A 17,762-nucleotide genomic window follows, 5' to 3' on the forward strand; every position below is an offset into this window, starting at 1 on the left:
TGAGCACCGGCACGCCCCGGTCCTCGTGGTAGCGTTTGGCCTGCTCCACCACCCGCCACATGGCTTCGGAAAAAATCCCCACCTCGGCCAGTCCGGCCTTTTCGGCCAAAAGCGCCCGCAGCCGGCCAAGCTCCGCCCGGGCGTCGGTGGTGGCGGCGGCAACCGCCTCGTCAAAGCGGTTGGTCAGCCGGTCGTTTTCGGCCAGAAGGCGCTGATGCTCGGCCACCCGGTCGAGCACGGCCCCGAGTTCCTCCAGGTTGATGGGCTTGGTCAGGTAGTCATAGGCCCCGGCCCGCAGGGCCCCGATAGCCAGCCCCAGATCGCTGTGGCCGGTATAGAGCACCACGTCGGGTTTCCGGGCCCCGGGCAGGCCGGCCACGGCGCGCACCAGTTCGATGCCCGAGGTCCCGGGCATGTTGATGTCGGACAGGATCAGGTCGAAAGGCCGGGAGCGGGCCGCTTCCAGGGCGCTGGCCGCCTCGGGCCGGGCGGTCAGGCCGTGGCCAAGGAGCGTCAGGTAGCCGGCCAGGGAGCCACGGGTGGCGTCGTCGTCATCGACCAGCAAAATATCCATGCGTCAGCCCGCCTCCCCGGCAAAGGCCGGCAGGGAGACGCGAAAAAGCGCGCCGCCGCCGGGCCGGTTTTCTGCTGTTACGCTGCCGCCGGCCGCGTCCACGATGGTGCGCACGATGGACAGGCCAAGGCCCATGGAGCTGCCGGCCGGCTTGGTGGTGAAAAACGGCTCGAAAAGCGTGGCGGCCAGGGCCGGATCAAAGCCCGGCCCGGTGTCGGCCACGGTCAGGGCCACCCGGCCGGGCCCCTCACGGGCAACGGCCACGGTAATCTCCCGGTCCGGCCCGGCGGCCCGGGCCAGGGCCTGCCTGGCGTTGTCCACCAGATTGATGACCAGTTCCTCGATGCGGATGGACGGCCCGTCCACCGGCGGCAGGTCCGCCTCGATGCGGCTCGTGAGCCGGATGTCCCTGGCCCGGACCTGGGCCTCAACAAGGGCCAGGGCTGCGGTCACGGCCGCGCCTGGGTCGCACGGACCGGCCGGCAGGGCGCTTTGGCGGCGCAGATGCTGGCGCAGATGGTTGACGATGGCGTCGATGCGGTCCACCTGGGCGGCTATTTCGCCGAGCAGCCGGGCCATCTCCCCGGGCGGGGGACTGCCGCGCTCCTCCAGGATGCGGGCCGAGGCGGCGAGCAGGCGGATAGCGCTTAGGGGCTGGTTGATCTCATGGGCGATGCCGCCGCCAATGACTGCCAGGGTGGTCACCCGGGCGGCCCGTTCCATGGCCCGGCGGGCCTCGGCCAGGGTCAGCTCGGCTTCCTTCTGGACCGTGATGTCGCGCCCGACGGACTGATATTCCACCACCTCGCCGGCGTCGCTGAAAATGGCCCGGGTGACGTACTGGAGAAAGCGTACCCGGCCGTCGCGCCCGGTATAGCTCGGCTCGGTGACGACTTCCGGCTCGGCCGGCGTCAGGGCATAGATGCGCGAAACCACGGCCTCGCGCTCGGCAGCGGGCAACAGTTCGCTAAAATGGCTGCCGAGCAGCTCAGGGCGGGTCTTTTCGTAGAACCGGCAAAACGCGCCGTTAACGAACGTCAGGCGGCCGTCCGGCCGGAAGCGCCGGATCAGCTCGGTCTGGTCCTCGACCACGGCCCGGTAAATGGAATCGGCTGGCGTCACGCGATGCGTCTCCTTAACAGAGCAAGGGAAGAGGCCTCCGGCGGCCGGGGGGATGATCCCCCCGGACCCCTGCACTTGGGAAAGTCTTTAAGGGTGCGCTCTCACCCCTGAGGCTGTGGCAATCCCAGAGCGGCGAGGCGTCGCCGGTCGGCGGCCAGACGGGCTAACGCGGCCGGTTCGTAGAGGGTCAGCGCCCCAGCCGGGCACACAGCCAGACAGGCCGGGCCAACCGAATCGGGCGGCCGGCCCAAACACAGGTCGCACTTGCCGGCCACCAGCCGGGCCGGCCCGGCCGCAGCCGGCAGCATGTTCATGGTCCCCACCGGGCACACGGCCAGACAGGCCTTGCAGCCGGTGCAGGCCGCTTCGGCAATAGCCACCGACCGGCCCTCGGATGTGATGCAGCCGGAAGGGCAGACCCGGGCGCACGGGGCATCCTCGCACTGGCGGCACTGCACCGGGACCACCAAGCCGCCCTGGCGCACGATGGTGAGGCGCGGGGTAAAATCCGTCCCCTGCTCCATGGCCCGGCCCGGATCGCAGCCGGGCGGAAGATGGGCCAGGGAACAGGCGATCTCGCAGGCCCGGCAGCCGATGCAGCGGTCGGGATCGGCCAGGACAAAGGCGTGCATCAGTCCCGCCCCTCCTTCACGGCCCCGCCGTAAACGGTGTGGAGCAATTCGTGGGAGCGGTGCGAAAGCGGTTTTTCCAAAAATTCGGCGTAGAGTTGGGCCACCGCCGGGTTTTGGTGGCTCTCCCGCACCAAAAGCTCCCGGTCGTGGCGGCCAAGGGCTGCGCGCCGGGCAGCCACGGCTGCGGCCACATCCACGCCGGGCAGGAGTTTTGGCGTGCCGCCGCCGGCCACGCAGCCGCCCGGACAGCACATCACTTCCATGAACTGGAAATCGGCCCGGCCCTCGGCCACGGCAGCGAGCAGCGGCGCGGCATTGGCCAGACCGGACACGACCACGGCGGCCAAGGCCCGGCCGCCCAGGGTGAACTCGGCCCGGGACACGCCCGGCCCGGCCGGTTCAAAGACGATGCCGGACTGGGGCGCGAAAGCCCCCCCGCCATCGACCACGGCCACGGCCGTACGCAGGGCCGCTTCCATGACCCCGCCCGAAGCCCCGAAAACGACCCCGGCCCCGGAATAGCGGCCCAGGGGCGCGTCAAAGGGCTCATCGGCCAGACTTGGCAGGTCGATGCCGGCCTCCTTGAGCCAGACGGCCAGTTCGGCCACGGTAATGACCACATCCACGTCGGGCAGGCCCGATTCCGGGGCGCACAGTTCCGGCCGGGCGGCCTCGTGCTTTTTGGCCGTGCACGGCATGACCGACACGCTGGCCACCCGGGCGGGGTCGATCCCGTCCAGGGCGGCGGCGTAGCTTTTTAAAAAAGCGCCCCGGCCATCTGCTGCGGCGATTTGCAGGAGGACAGGTGCGGGATAAGCGCCGGCCAGGCCGTTTCCACATGGCGCACCCAGGCCGGGCAGCAGGAGGTGAAAAGGGGAAGGGCGACTCCGGAGTCGATGCGCCCCAACAGCTCGGCGCTTTCCTCCATGATGGTGACGTCGGCGGCAAAGGTGGTGTCGTAGACCCCGGCAAAACCCAGGCGGCGCAGGGCCGCGGCCAGCTTGCCCGGCGTAAGCGTCCCTGGCGGCAGGCCGAATTCCTCGGCCAGGGTGACGCGAACGGCCGGGGCGCACTGGACCATGGCCACCTTGGCCCCATCGGCCGCAAGGGCCTGGGCGGCCGGCAGGTCGCACCGGCTGTAGGCGGCAAAGACCGGTCCGGCCGTCCCGGACAGGCCGCGGGCCCGGCAGATGGCGGCGACGTCGCGGGGCTCGTCGTCAAAGGGCGCGGCAAAGGCGGTGCACAGCTGGACGCACTGGCCGCACAGGACGCAGGCCGCAGCGTCAATGGTTTTGGCCTGGCCGTCCGGGCCGGCAATGGCCCCGACCGGACAGACCGCGGCACAACGGCCGCAGCCCGTGCACAGGGCCGGGTCGATGGCAATGACGGGACGCGCGGTCATGACGCCGCCCCCCGGTCGTCGCGCACCGGTGTGCCAGCCAGGGCCAGGGCAGCGGCCCGGATGCGTTCCCGGCGCAGCCGGGCCGGGTCGACACACTCCAAGGCCCCGGTCGGACAGGCGGCCACGCAGGCCGGGCCAGACGAACGCTCCCGGCACAGGTCGCACTTGCTGGCCAGCAAGGCCGGCGTCTCCACAAAGCCATCAGGCGTACCCGCATCCACAATGCGGTGCATGACCGGCCGGCCGTTTTCCACCACCTCGGCCAGGGCCATGGCCCCGACCGGGCAGGCGGCCAGACAGGTCTTGCAGCCGATGCAGCGCCCGGTTTCCACCACCACCCCGGTAGCGTCGCAGCGGATGGCGGCGGTCGGGCACACGGCCGCGCACGGGGCGGCCTCGCAGTGGCGGCAGGCCACCGGCAGGCATACCGCGCCAGCGCGCACCAGATACAGGCGCGGCACCACAGGCCCGCCAAGACTCCCCACCGTGGCCCCGCCCGGCACATGGGCCGCGCCGCAAGCCAGTTCGCAGGCCCGGCAGCCGATGCAGGCCTCGGCCCGGGCGGCAATAAACGGTCGAAGCGATTGGTTCATCGCGTTTCCTCGCTGCATTGCACGTTGCCGATGGCCGCCGCGCACGCCTTGAGCGACGGCGTGCCGGCCACCGGGTCGGCCTCGGCCGTGGTCAGGGCATTGGCCGGGGACTCGGTGAAATGAAAGGTCATAAAGACCATGCCCGGCGGCACCCGCCGGGTCACGGCCGCCCGCACCGTCACCTGCCCCCGGCGGGTGCGCACGGTCATCTGTTCGCCGTCGGTGACGCCATAGCGGGCGGCGGCGTCGGGATGGACCTCGGCCAGTTCCTCGGGCGCGACCCCGGCCAGACCGAAACAGCGCCGTGTCATCGTCCCGGTGTGGTAGTGGGCCACCACCCGGCCGGTGGACAGGGTCAGGGGATAGTCGGCATCGGGCGGCTCGGCCCGGCATCGCGCGGCCAGGGGCACGAATTTGCCCAGGCCCCGGGCAAAGCGGCCGACATGGAGGATCGGCGTGCCGGGATGGTTCTCGTCCGGGCAGGGCCATTGCAGGCCGCCGTGCTCCAGGCGGGCGTAGGTCATGCCGGCGTATGTGGGGGTGAGCCGGCGCATCTCGTCAAAGACGGCCTCGGCCGACTCATAGCGTTCGGGCCGGCCCAGGCGGGCCAGCAGATCGGCCAGGATGACCCAGTCCGGCCGGCTTCCGCCAACCGGGGCAATGGCCCGGCGCACCCGCTGCACCCGGCGCTCGGTGCTGGCAAAGGTCCCGTCCTTTTCGGCAAAGCTGGCCCCGGGCAGGACCACATCGGCCAGGGCGGCGGTTTCGGTCAGAAAAATATCCTGCACCGCCAAAAATTCGGCCGCCTTGAGGCAGCGCTCGACATGGGCGATGTCCGGGTCGCTGCGCATGGGGTTTTCCCCGAAGACAAAAAGGCCCCGCACCGTGCCGTGGTGCGCCCCGTCGAGCATCTTCGGGATGGTCAGGCCGGGCAACGCCGGCAGGGCCACGCCCCAGGCCGCCTCGAAGGTCCGGCGCACCGCGTCGTCGGCCACGCTGCGGTAGCCGGTCAGGACATTGGGCAAGGCCCCCATGTCGCAGGAGCCCTGCACGTTGTTTTGGCCGCGAAGCGGATTGACCCCGGTCCTGGGCCGGCCCAGATTGCCGGTGACCAGGGCCAGATTGGACACGGCCAGGACATTGTCCGTGCCGGTGACATGCTGGGTGACGCCCATGGTGTAGTAGAAGGCGGCATTAGCCGCCCGGCCGATGATCCGGGCCGCCCGGCGGATGTCGTCGGCAGCCACACCGCAGACCCCTGCCGCCGCCTCGGGAGCAAAGGCGGCCAGGCTTTGGCAAAAGGCGGCGAAACCCTCGGTGCGGCCGTCGATAAAGGCCGTATCGGCCAACCCCTCGTCCACGATGGTCCGGGCCAGGGCCGAAAGAAGCGTGACGTCCGTACCCGGCGTGAGCCGCAGCCAGACATCGGCCCGGCGGGCCAGATCGATCTCCCGGGGATCAATGACCACCAGGGCCGCGCCCCGGCGTTTGGCCTCAAGCATGGCCAGGCCGATGATCGGATGGCACTCGGTGGTGTTGGAGCCGATGACCACCATGCAGTCGCCCGGCCCCATGGCGGCAATTTCGGCGATGCTGTTGGTCATGGACCCGCTGCCAAGGCTGGTGGCCAGACCGGCCACGGTGGGGGCGTGTCAGAGCCGGGCGCAGTGGTCGACGTTGTTGCTGCCAAGGCCGGCCCGGAAAAGCTTCTGGAAGAGGTAGTTCTCCTCGATGGTGCACCGGGCGCTGCTCAGTCCGCCCACGCACTGCGGGCCGTGGGCGGCGGCCAGGGTCCCGAGGGAGTCGGCGACCAGGGCCAGGGCGTCGTCCCAGGACGCCGGCACCAGCCGCCCCCGGGAGCGGATGAGCGGCGTCTTCAGGCGGTCGGCGTGGGTGACGAAATCAAAGCCATAGCGACCCTTGGAACACAGGGCCGGCCCATTGACCGAAGGAGCCGGCCCGGGATCGGCGGAAACGATGCGTCCGTCGGCCACGCCCAGGGTCAGGGAACAGCCGACCCCGCAATAGGGACAGGTGGTGTTGATGCGTTGCATGGCCTGCCTGCTTAGCACAGGCCATGCCAGAACGCAGCCGTTACGGCAAAGCCCGGCCCAGGCGGTCTGGCGGGCTTGCGGTCCGGGCCGGGCGCGCAATAGCCGGACGCGCAATTGCACGGATTGCGCGCAATTGCACGACCCGCCGGACCTCGCAGCCGGCCCCGGCCACTGCCGGCCGCCACACGGATTCCAGGCCCAGGGCCAGGACGACAGCCAGGCACAACACCTCGGCCGCCAGCCAGGGAGCAAGGTCCAGGCGGACCAGGGCGTGGTGGGCGGCCAGCTCCCGGATGGCCCGGTAGAGGTCGGCCGTGCCGGTCTCCTGGACCACCAGCACGTTGTAGACGCCGTCCATGAAGGCGAGATTAAAAAGCCCGGCCAAAAGCAGCAACGCCCCGGTCCCCGCCCGCCGGCCGCACAGGGCCGGCCCCAGGAGGAGCAGGCCAAAGGTCACGGGCAGGGCCAACATGCCATACCACGCCCCGGTAGTGGGAAAGCCCCAGCGGGCCGCCGACTGCACGGCATGGTAGCCGAGCGCCGCGGCCGTTGCCGCCCATAAAAGAAGCAGCGGCCCGGACGCCCCAGCCAGGGCGATGGCATCCCGCCGGCCGGTCCGGCCAAGCATGGCCGCACCCAAGGCCAGCAGACAGCCCGTCACCGCCGCCTTGAAGCCGAGATTTTGCCAGTCCGGGGAATGCAGATTGGACCAGCCGGCCAGATGGGGCGTGGCGTTATAGAGGATGGGGTTGCGGAAAAAACCGTAGCCAAGATGCCCGGCCGCAGTGAGCAGTTTGCCCGGTCCATAGCCCTGGCGGGCGTTTAAGACCGCTTCCTGCATCCCGGTCAGTTGGCCGAAACGGGCCAGACTGGCCCCGTGGTACCAGCCGGCGACCAGGAGATAGCCGGCAGCCAGGGCCAGGGCGGCAGCCAGGGCGGCCCGGCGGCGGCCAGGCTGCCTCCCCTGCCACAGGACCGCCAGCCCCAGGGCCGGGACCAGGGACAGACTGGTGGCCTTGGCCAGCACGGCCAGCCCCACGAGGATCCCGAGCAGGCCGTAGCGCCACAGCCCGCCCGGCCGGGCCGGGCCGCGCGGACTGATGCCAAGCACGTACAAGGCCAGGGCGGCGCTGCCGAGGCTGATGGCCAGGGCGTCGTTGGAGAAGCGCACGAAATTGAAATACACATAGGAAAAGCTGGCCAAGAGCAGCATGATGCCCTCCGGCAGCCAGTTGAGCCGGCCGGTTTTCGGCACGATGCGGCGCAGGATGGCGTACCAAAGGACCAATGTGGCCAAAAGGAGCGCCCCGTTGGCCAGACGCACCCCGTCGACCCAGGCCAGGAGGCTCTGTGGATCGGAACCGCCGAGAAACGGCGCGGCCAGATGATAGAAAAGCGGCCCATGCTGGGCCTCATAGCAGAACATGTCAAAACGCTTGGCCGGTTCGGCCGAGGCAGCCGGGTCGGTGCCGGGATAGGGTCTGGCGTCGATGCCGCGCAGCATGGACAGCGAGGCCGTGGGATGGGGATGGGCGGTTATAAACGGGACCAGCTCCCGGGGCATGGGCGTGCGGGATGTCGGCATGTGGCCGGTCTTGGCCACGAAATAGGCCACGGCCATGTGCGGCAGTTCGTCCCAGCCGTTAAAGGGCAGCTGGGCCTGGGTCAGGCAGACGACGCGGATGGCGGCCAGAAGCAGGACCATCGGCACAAACAGGCGGCCGGACCGGGCAAAGCCGGCCTGCCGGGAAAAGCGTGCGGTTTCAAACATGCGTTGGCCCCGACCGGCAGGGGGCCTGGCCCGGCTGGACGCCGCGCGTCAGGTCCGTCCCGCATCCGGTCTGATCCGGCCGCGCCATCCGGGCGGTGCGGCCGAACATGCGGAGAAAGGCGGCCGGCCTGTGGGCCGGGTTACGCCATGAACCGATAATATCCCGGCAGGAAGTATCTGATCGAACGCGCCAATTCTGCACGGCCGGGACAGGCCGCATCGCCGCAAGGACGTTTACCCGACGAGCCCAGCCCACGTTTCAGCCAGGTTACGGCGTAGCAACGCCGTGGCCCGGCCTGTCGCAGAAATGACACGCAGCCTTCACCGCTTTGCTGCCGGTGTCACGTAGCAGTGGCGGCAATTCCAGTTCACCCTGGATAACCGGCTTCCTGCGAGACGTGCCATGACACTGAAGTACAAACTCATCGCCTTTTGCCTGGCCATCAGCATCCTGCCCCTGGCCGTGACCGCCGTGGTCAGCCTGCGCCAGGCTGGCGGCATCCTCGGAGAACAGGCCTTTGCCGGCCTGGCCGCGGCCCGGGACAGCCGCAAGGAGGCCCTGGAAGCCGCGGCCGCCACCTGGCTGCGCGAGGCTGCCATCCTGGCCAAAGTGAAGGAAGTCTACAACGGCGTCGGCATGTTGCGCGATTATTTCATGCTCGGCAAACCCGGACAGCGGGTGGAAACGGCCACCGACGAATACAAGGACCTCTACGACTATGTGGCCCCGCCCTTTGCCCCCTTCACCGAGGTGCTCGGTTTCGAGGACGCCCTGGTCGTGGCCGACGACGGCCGGGTCTATTTCGGAGCCAAGGGCGGCAAGGAAGTGGGGGAGGACCTCAAAGCCGGGCCGCTTAAGGATTCCAGTCTGGCCGTCGCCTGGAAGGGGGCCATGGCCGGCAAGATCGTCTTTGCCGATTTCGCGCCCTACGCCCCTCTGGGCGGCGAACCGGCCGCCTTTGTGGCCGCGCCGATAAAAAACCATACCGGCACCATGATCGAGGCCGCCGCCATCCTGCGCGTGCCCAAGGCCGAACTGGGCCGCATCATGGGCCAGGGCGAAGGCACGGGCATGACCCGGGAGTTCCTGCTCCTGGGCACCGACGGCGGCGTGCGCGTCAAATCCGCCGCCGGCCAGGACAACCTCGCCGCCAACGACACCGCCGCCGCCAAGGGGCTGGCCGGCGAAACCGGCAAGGAAACGAGCGAAGGCCCGGACGGCAACGAGACCCTCACCGCCTTTGCCCCGGTCGCCTTCGGCGACGTCGGCTTCGCCCTGCTGGCCCGCACCCCGGCCGACGAGGCCTTTGCCGCGGCCAAGGGCCTGCGCCACGTCTCCCTGGCCGTGGCCGGCGTCACCGCCGCCCTGGTGCTCCTGGCCGTCACCGTATTTTTGCGCCGGGAAATCCTCTCCCCCCTGGCCGGCATCCTCGACTATCTGGCCGCCGTGACCCGCGGCGATTTCGCCGCTTTGGCCCCATCGCGACTCAAGGGCGAAATGGAGGCCCTGCGCACCGGCCTGACCCGGATGGTCGCTGAAATCAAAAACAAGCTCGGCTTTTCTTCAAGCATCTTAAAGGCCATCACCCTGCCCTGTCTGGTGACCGACACCCACGGTCTGGTCACCTTCGTCAACCCGTCCCTCCTGGCCCTGCTCGGCCTTGGTGATGACTACAAGGCCCTGCTCGGCCGGCCGGCCAGCGAGGTGTTCGGAGAAAACACCAGCATTTCCGACCAACTGGCCGGCTGCCTCAATGACCGGGCCTGCCGCCTCGGGGTGGAATCGCTCCTCGATGACCGCCAGGGACGGACCCGGCACGTGCGCCTGGACACCGCGCCGCTTTACGACCTCGACGAGGGCCTTATCGGGGCCTTTGCCCTGGTGGTCGATCTGACCGACATCCGGTCCACCGAGGCCCTGGTGGTCAGCCGCAACGAGACCCTTCGCCGGGTGGCCGGCCATGCCGAGGAAATCGCCCGCCACGTGGCCGACAGCGCCGAAGCCCTGTCCGGCCGGGTGGTCACCGTGTCCGACGGAGCCATGGCCCAGACCGCCCAGCTTCAGGAGACGGTCGGGGCCATCGAAGGCCTCAACCAGGCCCTGGACGCCGTGGCCGCCGGGGCCGACGGCGCCGCCTCCGGGGCCGAAGCCGCCATGGCCCAGGCCAAGGCCGGGCGCGAGGCCGTGGAACAGACCGCCCGGGCCATCGCCCAGGTCAGCGACCTGTCCGGGTCGCTGCGAACCAGCATGGACGCCTTAGGCAGCCGGGCCGCCTCCATCGGCGGCATCATCTCGGTTATTTCCGACATCGCCGACCAGACCAACCTGCTGGCCCTTAATGCCGCCATTGAGGCCGCCCGGGCCGGCGATGCCGGCCGCGGGTTTGCGGTCGTGGCCGACGAAGTGCGCAAACTGGCGGAAAAGACCATGAACGCCACCCGCGAAGTCTCCTCCTCGGTCCATGCCGTGCTGGCCGCCGTGGACGACAGCGCCACCAAGGCCGTCCGGGCCACCGAGGCCGTGGCCCAGGCCGACGGGCTGGTGGCCCGCTCGGGCGCGACCCTGGCGGAGATCGTCTCCAGCTGCGAGGGCGCGGCCCTGGCCGTGCGAGAAATTGCCGCCTCGGCCAAGACCCAGGCCACGGCCCACGACGAAATCAACCGGGCCGTCTACTCCATCGGCGAAGTGGCCGAGGAAACCGCCCGGGACATGGACGAAGCCGCCGGGGCCGTGTCCGATCTGGCCGGACAGGCCGGCGAACTCATGCGGCTGATCGAAGAGATGCGGGGCTAGGCAGGGCGAGGCGTGTGCGAGCAGAGGAAGAGAGAGGGCGGAAAGAGGAAGAGGAAGAGTGCCTCCGGCGGCCAAAGGGACTGAGTCCCTTTGGAATCCCCTCCTGGGGGGAGTTTGCTTTGACAGGGGCGTTGCCGAGCGGTGAGTGGAGTTGCAAAGGGGGGAGGCCTGCCGGGGTGCGACACGAAGACGGGATCAGTCCGCTTCGGCCCTTGGGCGGGCGTGCGCACGCAGCCAGGAGGCCAGTCCGGCCTCGTCGAGCTCGCCGGCTGCCGCAGCCAGGATTGCCGCAGCGGTCTCGGCCTCGGGCGCGCCAAGCACAAATCCATTGATATCGAGAAAAACGTAGGCCGCCAGAAAAGCCGTGCGCTTGTTGCCGTCGACAAAGGGATGGTTGCGCAAAATACCCCAGGCATAGGCGGAGGCCAGCTCAAAAACGTCGGGCTGGCCATACCCGGCAAGCTGGCGCGGCCGGGCCAGGGCCGAGGCAAGCAGCCCCGGATCGCGCACCCCCGGACCACCGCCGTGGGCGGCCAACTGCTCAGCATGGACAGCCGCCACCACCGCCTCGAGCAGCCAGTGCCAGCCCACTATTTGGCCAATTCCTTCAGTGCATTGCGATACCGGCCCATGCCCTGGCGGGCCGACTCCATCTGGGCCTCGAACTCCGGGTCATAGGTCGTGACTGCATATCCATCCGGCGTTTCAGTCAAAAAGACGCTGTCGCCCTTTTTCACCTTCAGCCGGGCCACGGCCTCCTTGGGCAAAATGAGTCCGGTCGAATTGCCGATCTGGGTTACGGTTGCGCGCATGAGGCCTCCTTCTTGTTTAAACATTCGTTATAACCGCCGCCCAAAAGGGTCAAGCCGGCGGGCTGGCCGGACCGGACCGACCCGGACCATCCGCCGGCCGATCTCCCGGTCCTTCTTGATTTCCGTTGGCGATGCGGCTACCTCAAGCCCCGAACGGCTGCTCACGGCAGCCGCATCCTCGTTTGCCGCTCGGGAGTATCATGCGCTTTGCCAAAGCCCTGCTCATAAGCCACATCACCGATCTGGCCGGCCCCTCGGAAGCCCTGGAAAACTATCTCAAATCCAGATCCGACAACCTGGGGGTCATCTACCACCCGTTCCATTACTGCTCGGATCGCCGTTCCATTGCCAAAAAATATACGGCCGGCCGACTGGTCTCGGAGAAGCGTTGCGGCGGCTGGGCCTTGCCCAACCTGCTCACCTACGTCAAAGACGCATTTTTCTCCGTCCTTTTCTTTTTCGGCTTCCTGTCGCGCTTTGACACCTGCGTGGCCTGCGATCCGTTAAACGGCATCGTGGCCGTGCTGCTCAAAAAATGCGGGCTGATACAGCGCGTCATTTTCTACACCATCGACTGGATGCCGGGCCGGTTCGCCAATCCGGTCCTAAATCGCCTCTACCACGCCCTGGACCGGTTTTGCCTGAACAACTGCGACGCCGCCTGGAACATTTCCCCGCGTATCGTGGAGATCCGCCGCGAACAGGGCCTGCCCGATGATCGCAATGTGCTGGTGCCGGTCGGGGTGGATCTGGAAAAGATCGACCTGCCGGACAAATCCACCAAGACCCCGGCCGACGTGGTCCTTTTGGGGGCGCTCTCCCCGTCCAAGGGCGTCGATCTGGTCATCGAGGCCTGGCCGGCCCTTCTGGCCCGCTTTCCGGACCTCCGGCTCCATGTCATCGGCAAAACGCCCAACAACGCCATCGAGGACGGCGTGGTCTACGCCCCCTTCGAGGCCCGCCTGACCGCCCTGGGCTCGAGCGTGACCCTCCACGGCGTGATGAACCACGACGCCGTACTCGACACCCTCCCCGCCTTCGACATCAGTCTGGCCCTGTACCGCCCGACCGACAACAACCTGTCGCGCTGGGCCGATCCCAGCCGGGTCAAGGACTACCTGGCCTGCGGCCTGCCCGTGGTCATCACCGACGTGCCGGAAATCGCCAAGGATGTGGCGGCCCTTTCGGCCGGCGTCGTGGCTGCATACACGGTTGACGGGGTCATCGCCGCCATTGCGGCCATGGTCGAGGCCCCGGACCGCTGGCGGGCCATGCGCCGGGCTGCCGTGGAGTACATGCAGCGCTACCGCTGGTCGGCCATCTTCGACGCCTCTTTCGAGGCCGCCCTGGCCCCGCCGCTTCGCTGACGCGCAAGACCACACCACCGCCGTCGCCCCGGTCAAGAGGCGACACCCGATGGGCAACACCCAACACCCGGCGGGCGACGGACAACCGGAAAAGGACACCATGCGACGAAACACGGCAATCGCGCTCACTGCCATGGCCGTGCTGGCGGCGCTGACCTTGCTGGCCTTTGCCGGGGTGCTGGCCCGGCCGGGCATCGTCGGCCACACCTGGGACTGGGGCATCCCCAATTTCGCCGAACAGTTCCGCGACATGGCCCGGCACCATTTCTCCACCTGGGACGCCTATTTCGAGACCGGCCGCTACCACTATTTCAAGCTCGAACTGCTCTACTGGCTGGCCCTTTGGCCGGTGTCGGTCCTTGGCGGCGAAACCGTCTCCAAATGGCTGCCGCTCCTGCTCGTCTTCGCCTCGGGCGCAGCCATGTGGCCGCTGGCCCGGCGGCTGGAGCTGCCCCCGGTCTTTGCCCTGCTGGCCGCTGTTTTTTACGCCTTCTCGCCCTATGCCCTGAGCCGGGTGGTGGCCGGGCACATGCCCATGCTGGCCGGCTACGCCCTGCTGCCCCTGGTCATCCTGGCCGGAGCGGTCCTGGCCGGGCGCATCGAGGCCGACCGGCCGGGCGTCGTCTATTTTACTGTCCTGACCGGCTTTCTCCTGGGGCTGACCTCGCTGCATCCCGGAGTCGGCATGTCCGCCGCCACCATGCTGGCCATCGGCTTTGGCTGGCGGCTTGTGTCCGGCCGGCGCAAAAAAAATGCTCGCCGCCGCCTTCATTGGCCTGGGCTGCGTGGCCGTGGCCATGAACATCCATTTCATGGCCCCGTTTTTCGGCGACTATTTCGGCAAGGGAGCCATCCGCCACGGCTGGGGCCTGTCGGTGTCGGCCGACGGCGACGTCACGGTTGATTCCGAGCTGCCCCGGCGCGAGGCCTACCACGAATCCACCAGCCAGCCGTCCGACGCCTCGCTGTTTTTGCGCCTGCGCCCGGGCATGGACACCGAATACGTCTATCCGGTGCCGCCGGGCCTGGATCTGCCCTGGAATCTGGCCGCCCTGGCCCTTGGCCTCGGGGTCTTTGCCTATCCCTTCCGCCGGCGAAAAAACCCCGGAGCTGACCGCCCTTTTCGTCACCGCCCTGGTCGGCGTCATGCTGGTGGCCGGTTCACGCACCCTGCCCGGCCTGGCCTTTTACCAGCTTGTCCTCAAAAAGACCCTGCCCATCCTGTTTGCCGCCTTTTCCAACACCACCCGCTGGCTGCCGCTGGTGGTCTTGCCCTATGCCCTGCTCTTTGCCCGCACCGCCGCCGATCTGGCCGCCGCCGCCCCGCGTCCCCGGCTGGCCATGGCCGTGGCCGGCCTGATCGTGCTCGTGTTCGTCTCCCCCTTCCTGGCCGGGGGGCTCACCCGCCCCTTTGACCCGGACCGCGATCCCCAGCCGCTCACCCTCAGCCAGACCCCGATCAACCCGGACGTGGCTGCGGTCTACGGCTTTTTGCGCGACCGGCGCGACGACTTCCGGGTGGCCTATCTGCCGCCCATCGGCATCACCTGGCCCGGCCGCACCGACTTCACCTTCGAGTGGACCTCGGCCTATTCGCCCAAGCCCTTTTTCATGGCCTTTAAGACCCATCCCCTGGCTGAGCCGATTTTTTCCGGCCTCTACGCCGAGCACCCGAGCACCAGCATCGCCCGGCTCATGGCCCTGGGCTCGTGCCGGTTCCTGGTCTATCCGTGCTACGAACACGCCTACACCTACGACGATTTCCAGCCGGCCTACGTCGCCCCGGCCATGGTGGACGGCTACAAGGATTACAAGCCGGTCTTTGACGCCAATCTGGCCCGCCAGCAGGGCTTGACGGCCATCCCCTTGTTCGCTTCGGTGGATCTGTATAAAAATGCCGACTTCCTGCCGCTGGTGCGGCCGGGCGACCGGGTGGCGGCGGTGGAGGCTGTCGGGGGGCCGGGCGGCAGCAATCCGGTGGTGGCCGCCCTGGCCGAAGAGGTGCAGTTGCCGGACTACGACCCGGGCACGGTCTATGTCCGGGCCGGGCGCGATCCGGTCTTTCTCGAATTCGTGGCCGCCATGCAGGGCGACGGCCCGACCACCACCCGGCTTTTGGCCGAGCGGGGCAGCGAGCGCAAGCTGGCGGTGGTGCGGCCCAAGACCAAAATCGACGCCCCGGTGGTGGAATTTCGCCGGCTTGGCCCGACAGCGGTGCGGGTGCGCGTCCATGGGGCCAGGGCCGGCTTTCCGCTCATTTTCCAGGAGACCTTCCACACCGGCTGGAAGGCCCTGCTCGTGCCCCGCCCGGCCGGGGAATTGACCGGCCGGGGACGAGACATGGCCGCGCTCCTGGCCGCCTACCGCCCCTTTTCCGTCCAGGGTCTGGATCAGGCCGGCCCGGCCGAACTGGCCGGCTACGTGGCCAAAGGGCTGGTCACCAGCCTGGGCAGCGGCGCAGACCAGTCCCGCACCGGGTTTCTCTACGGCCAGGGCGGCCGGGTGGCCGGCGAAACCGAGTCGCGCTTTGCCGTGGACTATGTTTCGCCGCTTGTGGCCGGCTCCATCCAAAACGACAATCTGCCGGAGACGCGGCTGACCGAGGCCTTTTTCCCGGCTGCCTTCACCGCCGCCTCGGGACAGGCCGCCACCCGGCCCCAGGACCCGTCCGGCTGGAGCGCACCGGCCGGCGACGGCCTTGTCGCCCTGCCCGAGGCCCTGCACATTGAGGCCTACGGCTTTGCCAATGCCTGGTGGCTGCCGCCGGGCCTGCTCCACCTGCTGCCCAAGGCCTCAGACGACCGGCCCGGCTATTTCGCCCTGCACCCGGACGGCGCGGTGGACTTCGAATTGCTCCTTTCCTTTGCCCCCCAAACCTCGTACCTGATCGGGCTTATGATCAGCGCTGCGGCCTACGCCGCCTGTCTGGCCGTCATCATTGCCGGCCCTTTCCTGGCCCGTCGGCGGGAGTCGCCCCATGCTTAAGGAACACGCGCCGGTGCTGCTGCCCGCCCCGGCCTCCCGGGGAGTCGGCGGAGCGGTCTTTGCCGGACTTTTCGGCCTCCTGGCCGTCATGTCCTGCCTCAAATACCTGGCCCTGCATTCCACGGTCTTCGACCTTGGCGTCTTTCTCTCCAATCTCTATTCCCTGCACGCCGCCGGCCAGTGGTGGCGGGCCTTTCTGGGCCATGCCCAGCCGCTTTTGCCGGTCTATGCCCAGGTCTACCGGCTGGTGCCCGATCAGGCCGCGCCGCTGGTGCTGTTGACTTCCCAGGCCCTGGTCCTGGCCCTGCCGGCGCTTCTGGCCGGACGCCGCCACGGCATGTTGGCCGCCGTGGCCTATGCCCTGTATTTCCCGGTCTGGACCAATGCCCTGTTCGATTTCCACCTCGACCATCTGCTCATCCCGATCCTGTTCGGCTTCCTGGCCGCCGCCACCTCGGGGCGCATCGTCCTGGCCGTGCTGCTCGGGCTGGCCCCGGCCCTGGTCAAGGAGCCCTATGCCCTGACCACGGTCTTTTGCGGCCTGTACCTGTGGCTGTGCCAGGGCCGGTCCCGGGCCGGCCTGGGGCTGGTCGTCTTCGGATCGCTGTATTTCTACGTGGCAACCGCCCTGGTCGTGCCCTTTTGCACCGCAGACAACGGCCTTGGCATCCAAAGCGGGGCCTTTGCCTGGCTCGGCGGCAGCCCCGGAGCGGCCCTGGTCACCATGATCACCGAGCCGGGCAAGGTGCTGGCCGTGGTCTTCGGCGTTCCGGGCAAATGGAAATACCTGCTCTTCCTGTTTGGCTCCCTGATCTTTTTTCCGCTGGTGCGCCCAAAACTCCTGCTGCCGGCCATCCCCAGTCTGGCCCTGGCCCTGCTCTCCACCAACCCGAGCTATTACGGCTGGGCCAACCACTACACCGCCGGCGCGGCCGGGGTGCTCTTTTTCGCCTTCTGCCAGGTGCTCGGCCCGGTGCGTATCCTGGCCCGGCAATCCGGGGCCGGTTCCGACCGGGTGGTCTTTGCCCTGTTCGGCTGGCTGGCCCTGGCCCACGTGCTGCTGGCTCCGTCGCCGGTCTCGCGGCTGTTCTGGACCACCGACAACTTCGCCTTTTCGAGCAGCGCCTACGAGCCAAGCGCCCGGGACGCCGCCATCCTGGGCGAAATCCTGCGCTCGGTCCCCCAGGACCGGTCCGTGCCGGTGGTGTCGCAAAATACCCTCAACTGGGGAGCCCTGGCCGAGCGCCTGGACTACAACAGCTTTCCCCTGGGCGTCTTTGAACCCCACCGGGTGCGCGACCTGTCCGGGGCCACCTGGGCCGATTTCTGGACCTTCGTGCGCACCCGCAAGCCCCCGAACCTGCCGGTGCGCACCTGGGAAGCCCAATACGTGCTGCTCGACCTCACCCGGCCCTGGTTTGTCCTGGACCGGGGCTGCGAGTTCATCCAGGGTGCCTGCCGCGACGAGGATGTGGCCCGGGAATTCAACGTCATGGTCATCACCGCCCGCCAGAAGCTGGAAACGGTCTACGACCAGGGCGGCTTCCTCATCCTGCGCCGGCCCGGCCCGGCCCCGGCCCCAATCCCGGCCCAGGCCCCGCAGCCCGAAAGCGAGGGCCAGCCCTCGGGCCAGACGCCGCCCGCCGGCCAGCTTCC

15 protein-coding genes are annotated in these 17,762 nt (G+C 68.6%); 5 read left to right on the top strand and 10 right to left on the bottom strand.

The annotated features are described in order from the left end of the window. From DVDV_RS17520 to DVDV_RS17550, 8 genes are all read right to left on the bottom strand, one after another. The coding region (locus tag DVDV_RS17520; protein WP_139311656.1) for a response regulator at window positions 1–574 on the bottom strand (574 nt) is incomplete at its 3' end. Window positions 575–577: 3 nt separating this feature from the next. Continuing rightward, on the bottom strand, window positions 578–1,696 hold the full coding sequence (locus DVDV_RS17525; RefSeq protein ID WP_075355915.1) for an ATP-binding protein: 1,119 nt from the start codon (window positions 1,694–1,696) through the stop codon (window positions 578–580). A gap of 101 nt (window positions 1,697–1,797) precedes the next feature. Further along, complete coding sequence (locus DVDV_RS17530; RefSeq protein WP_075355916.1) at window positions 1,798–2,328, bottom strand: 4Fe-4S dicluster domain-containing protein; 531 nt, start codon at window positions 2,326–2,328, stop codon at window positions 1,798–1,800. Further along, the gene (locus tag DVDV_RS23815; RefSeq protein WP_368482923.1) at window positions 2,328–3,035 is read right to left on the bottom strand and encodes a [Fe-Fe] hydrogenase large subunit C-terminal domain-containing protein; all 708 of its coding nucleotides are present in this window, start codon (window positions 3,033–3,035) and stop codon (window positions 2,328–2,330) included. Before DVDV_RS23815 ends, DVDV_RS17530 begins: the two co-directional genes overlap by 1 nt. Before the next feature lie 50 nt (window positions 3,036–3,085). Further along, on the bottom strand, window positions 3,086–3,730 hold the full coding sequence (locus tag DVDV_RS22990; RefSeq protein ID WP_217694144.1) for a [Fe-Fe] hydrogenase large subunit C-terminal domain-containing protein: 645 nt from the start codon (window positions 3,728–3,730) through the stop codon (window positions 3,086–3,088). After that, on the bottom strand, window positions 3,727–4,323 hold the full coding sequence (locus tag DVDV_RS17540) for a 4Fe-4S dicluster domain-containing protein (RefSeq protein ID WP_075355917.1): 597 nt from the start codon (window positions 4,321–4,323) through the stop codon (window positions 3,727–3,729). Before DVDV_RS17540 ends, DVDV_RS22990 begins: the two co-directional genes overlap by 4 nt. Then, window positions 4,320–6,377, bottom strand: a complete 2,058-nt coding sequence (fdhF, locus tag DVDV_RS17545) for a formate dehydrogenase subunit alpha (protein WP_083634817.1) — start codon at window positions 6,375–6,377, stop codon at window positions 4,320–4,322. The genes DVDV_RS17540 and fdhF overlap by 4 nt, the downstream gene beginning before the upstream one ends. Window positions 6,378–6,417: 40 nt before the next feature. Next, on the bottom strand, window positions 6,418–8,148 hold the full coding sequence (locus DVDV_RS17550; RefSeq protein ID WP_075355918.1) for a hypothetical protein: 1,731 nt from the start codon (window positions 8,146–8,148) through the stop codon (window positions 6,418–6,420). A gap of 403 nt (window positions 8,149–8,551) precedes the next feature. Between DVDV_RS17550 and DVDV_RS17555 the strand changes: the two genes are divergently transcribed. Further along, a complete protein-coding gene (locus tag DVDV_RS17555) occupies window positions 8,552–10,942 on the top strand; it encodes a methyl-accepting chemotaxis protein (RefSeq protein WP_075355919.1) in 2,391 nt (796 codons plus the stop codon). 195 nt (window positions 10,943–11,137) lie between these two features. On the opposite strand, the gene DVDV_RS17560 is transcribed toward DVDV_RS17555, so the two are convergent. Together DVDV_RS17560 and DVDV_RS17565 are read right to left on the bottom strand one after the other, a co-directional pair. Next, window positions 11,138–11,533, bottom strand: a complete 396-nt coding sequence (locus DVDV_RS17560; protein ID WP_075355920.1) for a type II toxin-antitoxin system death-on-curing family toxin — start codon at window positions 11,531–11,533, stop codon at window positions 11,138–11,140. Further along, entirely contained in the window at window positions 11,533–11,754 is a 222-nt protein-coding gene (locus DVDV_RS17565; protein ID WP_075355921.1) for an AbrB/MazE/SpoVT family DNA-binding domain-containing protein, read from the bottom strand. Before DVDV_RS17565 ends, DVDV_RS17560 begins: the two co-directional genes overlap by 1 nt. 200 nt (window positions 11,755–11,954) lie before the next feature. Here DVDV_RS17565 and DVDV_RS17570 point away from each other — a divergent pair, with 200 nt between their 5' ends. The 4 genes from DVDV_RS17570 to DVDV_RS17580 form a co-directional block, all read left to right on the top strand. Next, window positions 11,955–13,121 (top strand): glycosyltransferase, encoded by a 1,167-nt coding sequence (locus DVDV_RS17570; RefSeq protein ID WP_075355922.1) that lies wholly within the window; start codon window positions 11,955–11,957, stop codon window positions 13,119–13,121. A gap of 100 nt (window positions 13,122–13,221) precedes the next feature. Further along, the gene (locus DVDV_RS23540) at window positions 13,222–14,025 is read left to right on the top strand and encodes a hypothetical protein (RefSeq protein WP_254845434.1); all 804 of its coding nucleotides are present in this window, start codon (window positions 13,222–13,224) and stop codon (window positions 14,023–14,025) included. A gap of 170 nt (window positions 14,026–14,195) precedes the next feature. Next, window positions 14,196–16,106 carry a hypothetical protein gene (locus tag DVDV_RS17575; RefSeq protein WP_254845435.1) on the top strand — a complete coding sequence of 637 codons (1,911 nt, stop codon included), beginning with the start codon at window positions 14,196–14,198 and terminating at the stop codon, window positions 16,104–16,106. Continuing rightward, a partial coding sequence (locus DVDV_RS17580; RefSeq protein WP_075355923.1) for a DUF2079 domain-containing protein occupies window positions 16,099–17,762 on the top strand: 1,664 nt, incomplete at its 3' end. The genes DVDV_RS17575 and DVDV_RS17580, both read left to right, overlap by 8 nt.

Source organism: Desulfovibrio sp. DV, assembly GCF_001936595.1.
Taxonomy (GTDB): Bacteria; Desulfobacterota; Desulfovibrionia; order Desulfovibrionales; family Desulfovibrionaceae; genus Solidesulfovibrio.

Excerpts from the sequence above, each read along its gene's own strand:
- DVDV_RS17570 (WP_075355922.1), top strand. The coding sequence starts at position 11,955 with ATGCGCTTTGCCAAAGCCCTGCTCATAAGCCACATCACCGATCTGGCC.
- DVDV_RS17540 (WP_075355917.1), bottom strand. The coding sequence starts at position 4,323 with ATGAACCAATCGCTTCGACCGTTTATTGCCGCCCGGGCCGAGGCCTGC.
- DVDV_RS17550 (WP_075355918.1), bottom strand. The coding sequence starts at position 8,148 with ATGTTTGAAACCGCACGCTTTTCCCGGCAGGCCGGCTTTGCCCGGTCC.
- DVDV_RS17555 (WP_075355919.1), top strand. The coding sequence starts at position 8,552 with ATGACACTGAAGTACAAACTCATCGCCTTTTGCCTGGCCATCAGCATC.
- DVDV_RS23540 (WP_254845434.1), top strand. The coding sequence starts at position 13,222 with ATGCGACGAAACACGGCAATCGCGCTCACTGCCATGGCCGTGCTGGCG.
- DVDV_RS17565 (WP_075355921.1), bottom strand. The coding sequence starts at position 11,754 with ATGCGCGCAACCGTAACCCAGATCGGCAATTCGACCGGACTCATTTTG.
- DVDV_RS17530 (WP_075355916.1), bottom strand. The coding sequence starts at position 2,328 with ATGCACGCCTTTGTCCTGGCCGATCCCGACCGCTGCATCGGCTGCCGG.
- DVDV_RS22990 (WP_217694144.1), bottom strand. The coding sequence starts at position 3,730 with ATGACCGCGCGTCCCGTCATTGCCATCGACCCGGCCCTGTGCACGGGC.